Source organism: Brachybacterium sacelli, assembly GCF_017876545.1.
In the GTDB taxonomy this organism is placed as follows: Bacteria; Actinomycetota; Actinomycetes; order Actinomycetales; family Dermabacteraceae; genus Brachybacterium; species Brachybacterium sacelli.
Window position 1 is genome coordinate 2,466,057 of record NZ_JAGIOD010000001.1, and the last position, 14,355, is coordinate 2,480,411.

At 71.6% G+C, this 14,355-nt stretch carries 11 protein-coding genes; 4 read left to right on the plus strand and 7 right to left on the minus strand.

The genetic code is table 11. The features are described from left to right. Nucleotides 1–1,053, minus strand: coding sequence for a FecCD family ABC transporter permease (locus JOF43_RS11095; RefSeq protein ID WP_209902014.1), 1,053 nt, complete (start codon nt 1,051–1,053; stop codon nt 1–3). Further along, entirely contained in the window at nt 1,050–2,129 is a 1,080-nt protein-coding gene (locus JOF43_RS11100; protein WP_209902015.1) for a FecCD family ABC transporter permease, read from the minus strand. The genes JOF43_RS11095 and JOF43_RS11100 overlap by 4 nt, the downstream gene beginning before the upstream one ends. Before the next feature lie 112 nt (nt 2,130–2,241). Here JOF43_RS11100 and JOF43_RS11105 point away from each other — a divergent pair, with 112 nt between their 5' ends. Further along, on the plus strand, nt 2,242–3,246 hold the full coding sequence (locus JOF43_RS11105) for an ABC transporter substrate-binding protein (protein WP_209902017.1): 1,005 nt from the start codon (nt 2,242–2,244) through the stop codon (nt 3,244–3,246). A 13-nt stretch (nt 3,247–3,259) separates the two neighbouring features. On the opposite strand, the gene pepN is transcribed toward JOF43_RS11105, so the two are convergent. After that, the gene (gene pepN, locus JOF43_RS11110; protein WP_209902019.1) at nt 3,260–5,815 is read right to left on the minus strand and encodes an aminopeptidase N; all 2,556 of its coding nucleotides are present in this window, start codon (nt 5,813–5,815) and stop codon (nt 3,260–3,262) included. Nucleotides 5,816–5,945: 130 nt separating this feature from the next. Here pepN and JOF43_RS11115 point away from each other — a divergent pair, with 130 nt between their 5' ends. Further along, nucleotides 5,946–7,712, plus strand: coding sequence for an ATP-binding cassette domain-containing protein (locus tag JOF43_RS11115; protein ID WP_209902020.1), 1,767 nt, complete (start codon nt 5,946–5,948; stop codon nt 7,710–7,712). A 26-nt stretch (nt 7,713–7,738) separates the two neighbouring features. On the opposite strand, the gene JOF43_RS11120 is transcribed toward JOF43_RS11115, so the two are convergent. Then, nucleotides 7,739–9,139 (minus strand): MFS transporter, encoded by a 1,401-nt coding sequence (locus tag JOF43_RS11120; RefSeq protein WP_209902022.1) that lies wholly within the window; start codon nt 9,137–9,139, stop codon nt 7,739–7,741. 76 nt (nt 9,140–9,215) lie between these two features. Here JOF43_RS11120 and JOF43_RS11125 point away from each other — a divergent pair, with 76 nt between their 5' ends. Then, nucleotides 9,216–9,851: a TetR/AcrR family transcriptional regulator gene (locus JOF43_RS11125; protein WP_209902023.1), complete on the plus strand. Its 636-nt coding sequence runs from the start codon at nt 9,216–9,218 to the stop codon at nt 9,849–9,851. A gap of 6 nt (nt 9,852–9,857) precedes the next feature. Here the strand turns inward: JOF43_RS11125 and JOF43_RS11130 are convergent, their stop codons facing one another. The 3 genes from JOF43_RS11130 to JOF43_RS11140 form a co-directional block, all read right to left on the minus strand. Continuing rightward, the gene (locus JOF43_RS11130; RefSeq protein WP_342592152.1) at nt 9,858–10,541 is read right to left on the minus strand and encodes a ribonuclease FAU-1 family protein; all 684 of its coding nucleotides are present in this window, start codon (nt 10,539–10,541) and stop codon (nt 9,858–9,860) included. 123 nt (nt 10,542–10,664) lie between these two features. Continuing rightward, nucleotides 10,665–11,756 (minus strand): fatty acid desaturase family protein, encoded by a 1,092-nt coding sequence (locus tag JOF43_RS11135; protein WP_209902025.1) that lies wholly within the window; start codon nt 11,754–11,756, stop codon nt 10,665–10,667. Nucleotides 11,757–11,819: 63 nt separating this feature from the next. Continuing rightward, nucleotides 11,820–13,634, minus strand: coding sequence for a sensor histidine kinase (locus tag JOF43_RS11140; protein ID WP_209902027.1), 1,815 nt, complete (start codon nt 13,632–13,634; stop codon nt 11,820–11,822). A 38-nt stretch (nt 13,635–13,672) separates the two neighbouring features. On the opposite strand from JOF43_RS11140, the gene JOF43_RS11145 reads away from it, so the two are divergent. Further along, complete coding sequence (locus tag JOF43_RS11145; RefSeq protein ID WP_209902028.1) at nt 13,673–14,353, plus strand: response regulator; 681 nt, start codon at nt 13,673–13,675, stop codon at nt 14,351–14,353. Nucleotides 14,354–14,355: the final 2 nt, after the last annotated feature.

The following is a 14,355-nucleotide window of genomic DNA, read 5'->3' on the forward strand; positions in this document are numbered from 1 at the left end:
CTAACGCCCACCGGTGCGCAGTGTCTTCAGAGCGGGGGCCAGCAGGAGGCCGACGAGATAGAGCCCACCGAGCACGATCGTGACCACCCCGACGGGCAGCGACGCGGGCAGCAGGTGCTGGGCCACGAGATCGGCCCCGCCCAGCAGCACCGCCCCCATGGCGGCGCTCGCCCCGAGCGGGATGCCGGTGCCGGCGACCAGCCGCTTGGCCAGCTGCGGCGCCGACAGCGCGACGAAGGCGATCGGCCCGGACAGCGCGGTCACCGCCGCGACCAGCACCACCGCCAGCAGCAGGATCCGCCGCCGGGTGCGCTCCACCGCGAGGCCGTGCACCGTGGCGACGTCATCGCCGAGCTCGAGCTGGCGCAGCAGGGGGATGCAGACCAGCAGGGCGGGCACGGCGAGGAGCAGCAGGACCAGCACCGGCAGCATCCCGGCCCAGTCGACCAGGGACAGCGTCCCGGCGCCCCACATGCTCGCGGCCATCGCGACCTCGTCCTGGGCCTGCAGCAGGATCCAGACGTTCAGCGCATGGAGCATCGCCGCGATCGCGATGCCCACCACGATCAGCCGGAATCCCTGCACCCCGTCGCGCCGCGCCAGCAGGTACACCACGACAGCGGCGCCCAGGCCTCCGGCCAGCGCCCCGACGGTGGTGGCCGCACCGCCCAGTGCCCCGGCGAGCGCCGGGGGCGCCACCAGGGTCAGCAGCAGCACGCCGGTGTAGGCACCGGTGGAGAAGCCGAGCACGTCGGGCGAGCCCAGCGGATTGCGGGTGAGGGTCTGGAAGATCGCGCCGGAGAGCGCGAGGGCCGCACCGAACACGACGGCGGCCAGGGCCCTGGGCAGGCGCCACTGCAGGACGATGGTGCTGGTGAACTCGCCCCGGCCCAGCAGGGCCTGCAGCAGCTCCCCGGGGCCCATCGGGTAGTCGCCGCGGGAGAGGGAGACGAGGGTCACGGCGACGGCGAGGGCCACCAGGACGCCGACGACGAAGCCGCCGCGCCTCCGCCGCGTCCTCGTCGTGGGGTCGGCGGTGGTCGGGGCGCTCATATGCCGCTCGCCCGTCGCCGACGGACCAGGATGATCAGCACCGGCGCGCCCAGCAGGGCGCCGACGATGCCGACGGGCACCTCACCGGGCCACATCACCAGCCGCGCGATGACGTCTGCCGCCACCATGATCACCGCCGAGAGCAGAGCGGCCAGCGGCAGCAGCCGCGTCTGGTCGGGGCCGACCACCCACCGGGCGACGTGCGAGGCCATCAGGCCCAGGAAGACGATCGGGCCGGCCAGCGCCGTGGCGGAACCGGCCAGCAGCGTGATCGCGAGCACCAGCAGGAAGCGGGTGCGCTGGACGTGCGCCCCGAGCGCGGCGGCCATGTCCTCCCCGAGGGTCAGCGCGTTCATCGGCCCCGACAGCACCAGGGCGAGCAGCACGCCGAGGACGGCCACCGGCAGGGCGGGCAGCGCCGTCTCCCAGCCGCGCTGGGAGAGGTCACCGCTCTCCCAGATCAGCAGGATCGAGTACTCCCGCGGGTTCGACAGGCGGAGGGCGGAGGTGATCCCGGCCAGGACCGCCCCGAGCGCGACCCCCGCCAGGGTGAGCCGCTCGGGCGTGATCACCCCGGCACCCAGGGTGCCGATGAGGAAGACGGCCAAGGTCGCGAGGAAGGCTCCGACCAGGCAGGCCACGACGAAGGCGGCGGGCGAGGAGGCTCCCAGCAGCACGATCGCGAGGACGACGGCGAAGGCGGCCCCGGCATTGACCCCGAGCAGACCGGGCTCGGCCAGGGGGTTGCGGGTGAGGACCTGCATCAGCGCCCCGGCCAGCCCCAGTGCCGCTCCCGCCGCGAGGGCGATCACCGTGCGCGGAAGGCGCAGACCGATCACGCTCGAGTAGTCCGCGACGGGGATCCCGAGGGCGTCGGCCCGCTGCTGCGGCCCCTGTCCCGATCCCAAATGGGTGGCGGCGTCCAGCAGGATGCGGCTGACCGTGCTCGGAGCCACCAGGCGCGAGCCGAGGTAGAGGCTGAGAGCGCTCAGCACGAGGAGGGCGAGCAGCGCCAGGGAGAGTGCGACCGCCCGGCGAGGGCGGCCCGTCGTCGAGGTGGGTGAGCGTCCGGTCACAGTCTGCTTCCGAGAGGTGGTGGGGCCTTCTCGCCCCGTGCAAGGTAAGGGTAGCCTTCCCTGTGGTCCGCTCGGGACCGCCTCTCACCTCTTGGTTCACACGGAGCACCCCATGAACTCTCGTCGCAGCCTGCTCGCGGTCCTCGCCGCGGGATCCGCCACGTCCGCGCTCGCCGCCTGCGGCGGCGGTTCCGGAGCGGAGGACTCCTCGGGCGCCTCCGACGGCGCCTCCGACAGCGGGGCGTTCCCCGCCGAGATCGACACCGCCGCCGGCACCGTCACGGTCGAGGCCGCCCCCGCCCGGGTGGTGGCACTGGGCTGGGGCGATGCGGAGACGGCGCTCGCGCTCGGAGTCCAGCCCGTGGGCGCCTCCGACTGGCTCGACTTCGGTGGGGAGGGCGTCGGGCCCTGGGCCGAGGGGCTGTACGACGAGCCGCCGACGCTGATCGAGACCCTCGAGCCCTCCTACGAGGCGATCGCGGCGCTGCAACCCGATCTGATCCTGGACGTCAAGAGCTCCGGAGACCAGGAACGTCACGACCGGCTCAGCCAGATCGCCACCACGGTGGGGGTGCCCGAGGGCGGCGAGAACTACCTCACCACGCCCGATCAGCAGCTGCAGATGATCGCCACGGCGCTCGGAGCGGCCGACGCCGCCACCGCCCTGCAGCGCGAGATCGACGGGCACTTCGTGCAGGCCGCCTCCGCGCACCCCGACTGGGAGGGGCTGACCGTGACCGCGGCGACCCGCACCTCCGAGGGGTGGGGTGCCTACATCGACGGCACCGAGCGCGTGGAGTTCCTCGAGCGTCTCGGCTTCACGCCATCGCCCGAGATCGCCGAGCTGGAGGCTTCCGCCTCCGGTTTCTCGGTGGACATCTCCGCCGAGCAGCTGGACTTGCTGGACGCCGATCTCCTGGTGGCCTTCCCCATCTTCCTGGAGACCACCGAGATCACCGAGGACCCGCAGTGGCAGCAGATCCCCGCCGTCGCCGACGGTCGGGCCATCGTCATGGACGGGGACCTGTCCTCGGCCTACTCGCTCGGCTCGGTGCTGGCGACCGAGTACGCCGTGGAGAAGATGGTGCCGCTGATCGAGGGAGCGCTCGGGGCCTGAGCGCCCGCCCGGATCACGGGAGGTCAGCGGCGCGGACCCGCTCCTGGCGCGCCACCGTGGCGCGCCCCTCGATGATGATGCGGCGCAGACCGAAGGGGGCCTCCTCCGCATCGGCGAGCCAGGCGTCGGCGTCGTCGAGCACGCTCTGCCCACCGAAGTGCGAGGGGAAGTAACCGGCCACGATGCGATTGGCGATCTCGGTCGAGCGCTCCTGCCAGACCTGCGAGATCGCGGCGAAGTACCGCTGGCGGTAGGGCGCGATCAGCGAGTCGTCGACGACGCGTCGGAAGCCGAGGATCACCGCGGTGATCGACTCGTTGGCCAGGGTGTCCTTCTCGACCGTGCGACGCCAGGCCTTCGCCTTGGCCACCTCCGTGGGCAGGGCGGCCTTCGCGGTCAGCGCGCTCTTGCGGCCGGACTGGGTGTCGTCGGAGGCGAGCTGCTCGTCGATGCCGGCGACGTCGATCCCGCCGAGGACCGCCAACGAGATCACGAGCTTCCAGCGCAGATCGGTGTCGATCGGGCGCCCGGCCAGGGTGACCGAGCCACCCAGCAGGCCCTCGAGGGTCTCCCGGTGCGCCTCCGTGCGGGCCAGGCGCGCGAAGGTCTCCACGAACTGCAGCTGGGCGTCCGATCCCGCGGCGGCCGATGCGGCCAGCGCCCAGACGGCGTCGGCCGCGGTCTCGGTGCGCAGCAGGCGCTGATCCGGGGCGGCGTAGGGCCCGGCGACGGTCTCCAGCTGCTGCAGGAGGGTGCGGACGATGGAGGAGGAGCCCTCCCCGGTGAGGTGGGCCAACACGAGCTCCTGGTAGCGGCGGCTGGGCAGCTCGCCGTCGCGCACCATGTCCCAGGCGGAGGACCACACCAGGGTGCGGGCCAGCGGATCCTCGAGGTGGCGCAGATGCTCCATGGCGACGGAGAGCGAGGCCTCGTCCAGGCGGACCTTCGCGAAGGCGAGGTCGCCGTCGTTGACCAGCCACAGGTCCGCGCGCCTGCCCGTCAGCTCCGGCACCTCGGTCAGCGACTCCTCGACGTCGATCTCGACCGACTCCGTGCGCTCCAGCCGTCCGCCGCGCACGGTGAAACCGCCTACCTGCAGCCGGTGCGGGCGCAGGGTGGGGTGCTCCTGCGGGGCGGTCTGCTCGATGGCGAAGCGGGTCACCGCGCCGTCGGCGTCGCGCTCGATGAGCGGGCGCAGGGTGTTGACCCCGGCGGTCCGCAGCCACCGTTCGGCCCAGGTGCCCAGGTCGCGACCGCTGGTGGCCTCGAGCTCGACCAGCAGGTCCGTGAGCTCCGTGTTGCCCCAGGCATGCTTCGCGAAGTAGGCGCGGACCCCGGCGAAGAACTCGTCACGACCGACATAGGCGACCAGCTGACGCAGCACGGAGGCGCCCTTGGCGTAGGTGATGCCGTCGAAGTTGGTCTCGACCGCCTCGAGATCGACCATGTCCGCCACGACCGGGTGGGTCGAAGGCAGCTGATCCTGCTGATAGGCCCAGCCCTTCTCGGACAGGGCGAAGGTGGTCCAGGAGTCGGTCCACTGGGTGACCTCGGCGCTGGCGAGCGTCGAGGCGTACTCGGCGAAGGACTCGTTCAGCCACAGATCGTCCCACCACCGCATGGTGACCAGGTCACCGAACCACATGTGGGCGAGCTCGTGCAGGATCGTGAGGTCGCGACGCTCGCGGATCGCGTCGGAGACCTCCGAGCGGAACACGTAGGACTCCACGTAGGTGATCGCCCCGGGATTCTCCATCGCCCCCATGTTGTACTCCGGCACGAACACCTGGTCGTACTTGCGGAACGGGAAGTCCTGGTCGAAGGCCTCCTCGTAGAAGTCGATGCCGAGCTTCGTCACGTCGATGACGTTCTGGGCGTCGACGTGCTCGGCGAGCGAGGCGCGGGCGAACACGCCCATCGGCACGGTGCGGCCGTCCCGGGCGGTGATCTCCCCGGTGCCGCCCTGGTAGTTGCCGGCGATCAGCGCGACGAGATAGGTGGAGATGCGCTCGGTGGGCTCGAACGCCCAGGTGGCGACGTCGGGACGGTGCTCGAACGGCACCGGCTGCGGGGTGGGGGCGTTGGAGATGAGCCGCCAGTGGTCCGGGGCGGTGACCGTCAGGCGGAAGGTGGCCTTGAGGTCGGGCTGCTCGAAGCAGGCGAACATGCGGCGGGCGTCGGAGACCTCGAACTGGGTGTACAGGTACACCTCGTCGTCGACCGGGTCGACGAAGCGGTGCAGCCCCTCGCCGGTGTTCATGTAGACCCCGTCGGCGACGATCCGCACCACGTTCTCGCCCTCGAGCAGGGCGGGCAGGCGCACGCGCGCGCCGTCGAAGCGCGAGGCGGGATCCGGGAGCAGCTCGCCGTTGAGCTCGATCTCCTGCACCGACCGGGCGATGAGGTCGACGAAGGTCTCCTGCGCGGTCGAGGAGGAGACGACGATCGTGGTCTCGGTGCGGAACGTCTCCGGGCCCGTCGTGAGGTCCAGACGGATGTCGTAGGAGTCGGTGGACAGGAACGAAGCGCGGCGGCGGGCCTCGTCGCGAGTGAGATTCTCGGATGCCATGGGCCCCATCCTGCCACCGCGGCTGCCGAGCGGCTCCACGGCGCGCAGAGACCGGTCGGGCCCCACAGATTCCGCTGCGTGCGGGGAGAAAGGACGGGACATCATGTCCGGGCCCCGATAGGGTCCGGCCATGACCAAGGCCGGGGCCGACGCTGCTCCACCGCGATCCACCGGTCTGCGGAGCATCCTCGGCGGAGCGGTCTGGAGCCTGTGCGAGGCCGCGCGATCGAACCCTCGCTGGCTCGCGCTCTCGCTCCTCGCCTCCCTGCTGCTCGCTCTCGTCCCCGCGGGACAGGTGCGCGCCGTGGCATGGCTGGTGGGGACTGCGGACGACGGCGTGCGCGCCGCAGCGCTCCCTCTCCTCGTGCTCACGGCGCTCGTCGGTGCCGGACTGGTCGTGGGCAGCGCGGAGAACCTCGTGGGCCAGCGGGCGAGCGTGCGCCTGATGCACGGGATGAACGATCGGCTGGCGCGGACCGCTGCGGCGATGGACGCCCGGCAGATCACCGATCCGCGCACCCATGCCCTGCTCGAGGGCTCCCGCGAGAGCACGTTCCTGCTCTCCCGAGGCCCCGGGGGCGTCATCAATGCCGTCTGCTCCCTCGTGGCGGCCGTCGCACTCGGTGCCGCGATCTGGCCGTTCTCACCACTGGCCGCAGGGCTCGTGGTGCTGGCCCTGGTTCCGAACCTGGTCAACTTCGCCTGGGCGGCAGGAATGCAGGACGCCCGCTTCGAGGAGGGTGCGACGCACGGCGCCCGCTTCCGATATCTGCTCGATCAGCTGGTGGGAGCACGCACGGCCACCGAGCTGGCCACGCTGGGGACGGCGACGAAGGTCGCGGACGACGCCGGAGCCGCCCACGCGCGCTTCAGCCGGATCAACGACCAGATCTACGCGGCACTGCTGCGCGGGGACATCATCGGAGGTGCGGTCACCGCCGTGCTTCTGGGCGGCGCCCTTCTCGCCGTCCTCGCCGAGGGTGGGGGAGCGGCGGGACTGAGCGCGGGCGTGCTCGGAGTGATCGCGGGCCTGCAGTCCACCCGCAGCGCCGGTTACGCCCTCGGGGACGTGATCTCCCTGGCTCCCCGCATCGCGAGATTCCGCGAGCTCGAGGAGATCCCGACGGGAGCGCCGCAGCAGGACGTCGTCGCCGAGGTACGACGGCTGGAGGCCACGTCCCTGTCCGTCACCTATCCCGGGCAGGAGAGACCTGCTCTCCAGGACGCCACCCTCCACGCCACGGCGGGCGAGACGATCGCCCTGGTCGGGATCAACGGTGCCGGCAAGACCACGCTGGTCTCCGCCCTGCTGGGCGTCATCGATCTCGACCACGGGACCGTCGAGATCGACGGATCCGACGCGAGTGCGCTCACCGCGGCGCAGCGGTTCAGCCGCTTCAGCCTGGTCACCCAGGAGTTCGGTCGCTACGAGATGACCGTGCGCGACGCCGTGGCGCTCGGCAGCACCCGCACCGACATCGCCGACGAGGAGATCTGGGCGGCCCTGGACGCTGCGCGTGCGGGGGAGCTCGTGCGCCGCCTCCCGGGCGGCCTCGACACGATGCTCGGCCCCCAGTTCGACGGGGTCGGACTCTCGGGCGGGCAGTGGCAGCGGATCGCCCTGGCACGCATCCATCTGCGCGGTGCCGGGATCCGGGTGCTGGACGAGCCCACGTCGGCGATCGATGCCGAGGCCGAGCAGGAGGTGTTCGCGCAGCTGCGGGAGACCGCCGCCGGACACATCACCGTCGTCGTCTCGCACCGCGCATGGACCCTGCGCGGCATGGATCGGATCCATCTCCTGGACGAGGGTCGCATCGTGGAGAGCGGCGACTTCGAGGAGCTGGCGGCTCCGGGGACCCGCTTCTCGGAGATCTTCGCGCAACAGCTCAGCTGACTCGGAACAGCCGTGGCCCCTTCGTCTCAGGCCTCGACCCGCCCCGGCAGGGCGGCGCTGAGCAGCAGGGTGACTCCCGCAAGCGCGGCGATCACCAGGTAGGTCGCCGCCAGCGCCGCCGTGCCGAGGCCGCTCAGCACGCCGATCACCGTCACGCCGGCAGAGGCGAAGAGCTGGACCACCACGAACATCGAGGTGTTGCCCTGTGCCACGGATCCGGCGGGCAGCACCCGGTACAGACCGGCGAACGTCGGGGCGGCGATCGCGCCGAACGTCAGTCCGATCAGGAGCACCAGGAGCAGGACGAGCCAGCGGGAGAGGTCGCCGGGCAGCCAGGTGTGGGCGGCGGCGATCAGCACCCCGACGCTCAGGGTGCCGGCCGCTCCGGCGCGCACGATCGGGCGGGTGCCCAGGCGGTCGCTCGCCCGGGCCGCCCACAGCATCGAGAGCAGCATGCCGACTCCGAGCACGCTCACCGGCACGGCGCGCCCCAGGTCCGACCCCAGCACGCCGCCCGCGAGCTCGCGGGCACCGAAGAGCGGAAGCATCGTCAGCTGCATGTACATCGTCAGCCCCACCGTGGACATCACGCCGATCCCCGCGGCGAAGGGGCGGATGGTGAGGAGCCGGATGTCCAGCAGCGGCGGGACGGAGCTGCGGAGCGCGTGCCGGACGTACAGCGCCACCAGCACACCTCCGGTCAGCACCAGCGGCCACGTCAGCATCCAGTGTGCCTGGGCACCCCATCGATTGATCCCCAGCAGCACCAGCACGAAGCCCAGCGGCAGCAGCGCCAGACCGACGCCGTCGACGCGTGCACCCTCGCGCGCTCCGGAGCCCCGGGGGAGGTGGCGCCATGCGACCCAGGCCACCAGCGCTCCGAGCGGGAGGTTGAGGAGGAAGATCCACTGCCATCCGCCGGCGGCGATCATCCCGCTGCCGAGGACCGGTCCGACCACCGGGCCGAGATTGATGACCATCGAGATGAAGCCCATGACGCGGCCCATCCGCTCCGCCGGGGTCGAGAGCGCGGCGATCGACATGGCGACCGGTTCGAGCATGCCGCCGGCCAGTCCCTGGACCACGCGGAACGCCGTCAGGCTGGGTACGTCCCAGGCCAGGGAGCAGAGCAGGGAGCCGGCGGTGAAGCCCCCGACGGCGAGCAGCATGACCGTCCTCGCCCCGAATCTGTCGGTCAGCCAGCCCACGAGCGGCAGGGAGACGGCGGCCGCGACGAGATAGACGGTCGTGATCCAGACGATCGCGGCCACGCTGCCGCCCAGCGCGAGTCTCAAGGGCTCCAGCGATGCGGTCACCGTGGTGCCGTTGAGGACCGAGAGGAACGCGGCGAGCGCCATCCCGCCCAGCACGAGGCGCGGGCGCCATGAGGTCGGGGCTCCGCTCGGGTTCGTGGTCTGAACTGTCATGGCGAGAATCTAAACTACACCGTGTAGTAAATGTCAAGGATGGATCGAGTAAGGTCCGCAGCGGTATGCTCGGGCCATGACAGTGAGCGATGCGGTCGCACCGGCGGGCCGACGGGACAAGAAGCGGGACATCCTCGAGGCTGCGGCGCCGGTGTTCGGCGAGCAGGGCTACGAGAGGGCGAGCGTCGAGGCGATCGCCCTGGCGGCCGGGGTCTCCAAGCCGACCGTCTACACCCACTTCGGCAGCAAGGAGGGTCTCTTCCGCGCCTCCGTCACGGACTCCGCCCGGCGGCTCAACGAGGACAGCGGGGAGGTGATCCGGCAGCTGGTCATCAGCGAGCGCTCCTGGCGCAGGAGCCTGACCAAGGTCGCCATGGCGCTGACCGCGTGCCGGCGTGACGACTGCGCGCGACGTCTGGACCGACTCGTCCATGCCGAGGTCGCGCGAGATCCGGAGGCGGTGGCGGCCGTGCGCAGGGCCGCGCGCGCACCGCTGATCGAGGCGCTCGCCGGGCGCCTGGCGATGCTGGGCAGCGCGGGGCTGCTGGCCATCGAGGATCCCATCGTCGCGGCCCGGCAGTTCCTCGCGCTGACGACCGCGGAGGTCGAGGATCTCACGGAGATGGAGACGGTCGACGTCTCCGAGGCGGCGCTGCGTCGCGCCGTCGACCGTGGCGTCGAGACCTTCGTGCGGGCCTACAGCGCCCCCTGATCCCGGTCACCGCCGCGTGAGGTCGAGATCCCAGCGGTAGTGCTCGGGAAGCCTCGGCAGCGGCCACTTCGGGTCCGGGAAGAAGTACTCGTAGCCGGCGGAGAAGGGGTAAGTCCACTCGGCGATGTGCTGCTCAGCCTCCTGGCCCGCCGCACGGATCGAGACGATCTCCTCGGGGGAGAAGTAGCCGGTGCGCTCGGCGCCCTCGAGCTCGTCCTCGTCCTTGTAGTGCCAGTCGCGGCGCGGCAGCACCACCAGGTCCAGCACCAGGTCGCGGGTGCACACCCCCTCCTCCGTGCGCTCATAGGGCGTCTCGAGGTTGATGTAGTAACAGCCCAGCGAACCGTCGTCCTTGTAGAACAGCCACACCGAGTACGGCTTCTCCGGCAGCGCGATCATGAGGATGCCGTTGCCGGTCCACAACTGCTTGGACTGCAACCGGGGTGCGGTGAACATGCCCTCGTCACCGGCACGGCGCAGGGCCGCACCGGAGGAGAGGACGGGCAGCAGAACCTCCGTGCCGGGAGCGATCCAGACCACCACGCCGCGCTCGTCGTCCAGCACGACGGTGCCGGGGCGGACGGTGCGGGTGGGGTGCTGCTGCGTGTAGTAGGTCCAGGTCACCTGGTCGCCGGGCGACCAGTGCGGGGAGGAAGACATGGTGGTGATCCCGGCCGGATCGGCCTCCACGGACGCCCCGTACCGTCCGGCCACCGGGCCGGGGCTGCGCTGCCCGTGAGGGGGTAGGCGTATGGGGCGACCATACCGCCTCCCACCCCCTCGCGCGGGCGGCGCGCCGCCGGTGCCCGCGGCTCAGGCGCCGATCGAGGCTCCGCGCAGCTGTGCGGACAGCGGGCACTCCATGGGGTCGGCATGGCCGAGCCCGACCCGGTTGAGGTACCGGATGATGATGCCGTAGGAGGAGATCAGGTTCGTCTCGGTGTACGTGATCCCGCGCTCGGCGCAGAACTCCTTGACGATCGGGCGGACCTTGCGCAGGTTCGCCGAGGGCATGCGTGGGAACAGGTGATGCTCGATCTGCAGGTCCAGCCCGCCCATCGCCCAGTTCATGGCGCGGCCGCCGGTGATGTTGCGGCTGGTGAGCACCTGCCGGCGCAGGAAGTCGACCTCGAGGTCCTTCTCGATCAGCGGCATGCCCTTGTGGTTGGGGGCGAAGGAGCCCCCCATGTAGATCCCGAAGACCGCCAGCTGCACCGCGAGGAACGCCGCCCCCATGCCGAGGCCCAGGGTGGCGAAGACGACCAGCGGGAAGCCGATGATGCGGGTCAGCACCAGGATCGCCTCGGCCCGGCGGTGCTTGACCCGCTCGTTGGTGAACACGGCGGAGATCGCCTCGTAGTGCAGGACGAAGGCGAAGAGGCTGAGCAGCGGGACGAACGCCCAGCCCTGCCGCTTGGCGAGCCAGCCCATGAACCCGGTGCGGCCCTTCTCGTCGCCGGGGACGAAGACCAGCACGCCGCCGGCGATGTCGCCGTCGCGGCCGATCGTGTTGGGATTCGCATGGTGCTTGTTGTGCTTGCGGGTCCACCAGGCGATGCTCAGCCCCACCACGAGGTTCCCGATGATGCGGGCGAACCACTCGTTGCGGCGCCCCGAGGAGAAGACCTGCTGGTGCGCGGCATCGTGCCCGAGGAATGCGGCCTGCGTGAACAGGATCCCGAACAGGGCCGCCACGGCGAGCTGCCGCCAGGTGCTCCCCAGTGTCAGCAGCAGGACGAACGCGCCGACGAAGGCGAGCGCGAGCAGTGCGGTGCGCAGCATGTACGAGCGGACGTTGCGGCCCATGAGGCCGGCGTCCTTCACCCGCTGCGAGAGTTCGAAGTAGTCCCTGGTCTGCGCGGCCGCACGAGGCCGGACAGGGCGGGGAGCAGCAGTGGTCGTCATGCCGCTGACGCTAGGGGGACGATGTGCGGTGCGGCGTCCCCCGCCGGAGCGAACCTCCACCCCCTACCGGGGTAGGGGGTCCGCGACCGGGATCCGGGCGGTGACGACGAAGCCGCCGTCGGGCGTCGGCCCGCTCTCCACGGTGCCGCCGAGCGCGGTGACCCGTTCCCGGGCGCCCGCCAACCCCATTCCGGAGCCGGGGATCGCCTCGTGTCCGGTGTCGGGAGGGGCGTTGGTGACCTGAACCGCCAGGGAGCCCTCGACCACGGCGATCCGTACCTCGATCGCTGCTCCGCGGGCATGGCGCAGGGCGTTGCTCAGCGCCTCCTGGACGACGCGGTAGCCGGTCAGTCCGACGGTGGGCGGCACCTCGGCCGGAGCGAGCTCGGTGCTGATCGTGGCCCCCGCGGCCCGGCTGGCCGCGACCAGCTCGGCGACGTCGGCGAGGCCGGGCATGGGCATCTCCTCGAGGGTGTCGTCGGTGCGCAGGGTCGCCAGCAGGGCGCGCATCTCCCCGAGGGCCTGCCGGGAGGAGGCGGCGATGTCCTCGAACTCCTGCTCGGTGCGGTCGTCCAGGTCCGGCAGGCGGAACTTCGCGGTGCCGGCCTGCACCGTGATCACGGACATCGAGTGAGCCACCACGTCATGCAGCTCGCGGGCGATGCGGCTGCGCTCCTCGAGCTCGTGGCGCCGTCGCACCTGATCGGCGCTGAGGGTCTGCGCCTGCTCCACCTGGCCGCTGACCAGGAGCCACTGCCGCACCGTGAGCCCCATCAGCACCACGCCGCCGCTGATCGCGACCAGCACCACTCCGTTGGTGGTGACCGCCCGCAGGGACTCGTCGGCCCGCGCCGCGGGCTCGGCGATCACCAGGGCAACCAGGGTCAGCAGGGCACCGCCGGACCAGGCGGAGACCGCCCAGAACCAGCGGTGCAGGACCGCCAGGACGGTCAGGGTGAGGCAGTGGGCGAGCAGGGCGGTGACCGGCCAGGGCCAGGGGAGCTCGGCATGGGCCCCGACGGTGGCCAGCATCGTGCCGAGGGCGGCGAGGACGGTCAGCGAGAGACCGGCCCAGGGCCAGCGCACCGCGAGCAGACCCGCGACGGGGGCGGCGATCGCCACGGCCATGGCCAGGGACGGGTGCACCGCGTAGAGGGAGGCGGTCACGGGCCATCCCACGACGGCCAGCACGAAGCCGACGAAGGCGACCGTCATCCTGATCCAGGCACTCTCGCGCAGGCGGGCATCGATCGTCGGTGCGGCTGCCGGCGCGGGCCGGCCGGTGCGCCGCGAGCCGGGCACGGCCCCGCCCAGCAGCGGAGCGGTCACCACGACGTCCAGCAGGGCGAGCGCATGGACCATGGCGGGCAGGGAGAGGGTGAGCGCGAGACCGATGACCAGGGCGAGCGACCACTGCCCGGGCACCAGGGCGTCCTCCGGCGGGAGCAGGCGCCCCCATGCCCAGTAGCTCAGCCCGCCGAGCGCGAGGCCCGCCCAGGCGAGGGTGACCGAGACCGTGATCACCCGGACCGGGAGCGCGATCAGGGCCTCGAACGCGAGGTCGAGCCAGCGTCGTGCGTCGGTGATCAGGCGCAGCAGCCCGACCGCACCGTGGCCGCGCGGCCGGTAGGCGGGGCGTTTCACCTCGAGTCCCCAATGTCGCAGCCGGGTACGGTCCAGCCGGGCGAAGCCCGAGGCCAGGGCCAGGGTGAGTGGGAACAGCAGCACACCCACCCAGGCGATCGCGAGCACCGCCGAGACAGCTGCCAAGGGCAGCAGCACCAGCGTCGCCACCAGCGTCAGGCCCAGCCCGGGCAGCAGCAGGGCGAGGTCGTGGCCGAGGCGGCGCAGACTGTGGCGGTCAGGGACGAGGAACACCGGGGCGACCTCTCGGGAAGCAGGGATACGGTGTCGCCATGAGTCCACCCGAGCAGGCCGACATCCGCGTGCTGATCGTCGACGACCAGTCGATGATCCGCGGGGGCTTCGAAGCGCTGCTGGACGCCCAGGAAGGGCTCCAGGTCGTCGGCACTGCCGCGGACGGTGCGGGCATCACCGAGATCGTCCGCCGGCTGCGCCCCGACGTGGTGCTGATGGACATCCGCATGCCCCAGGTGGGCGGACTCGATGCGACCCGGACGGTGCTGGCGATGCCCGGCACCCCACCGAAGATCATCATGCTGACCACCTTCGACGCCGACGAGTACGTGTTCGCCGCCCTCCGTGCGGGGGCGAGCGGGTTCCTGCTCAAGGATTCCACACCCGAGGAGCTGGTCCAGGCGGTGCGCGTGGTCGCCGGGGGTGACTCGCTGCTGGCACCGCGCGTGACCCGCGCCCTGATCGCCGATTTCGTGGCCCGTCCCGAGCGGTCCCCGCGGCCCGACGCCAGTCTCAGCGCGCTCACCGACCGCGAGCTCGACGTGCTGCGTCTGGTGGCGCAGGGTCTGGCGAACCGGGAGATCGCCGAGGAGCTGGTGATGGCCGAACAGACCGTGAAGTCCCATGTCTCCCGCATGCTCACCAAACTGTCCCTGCGCGATCGCACGCAGCTGGTGGTGGCCGCCTATGAATCGGGGCTGGTGCGCGCGGGGGAGTGACC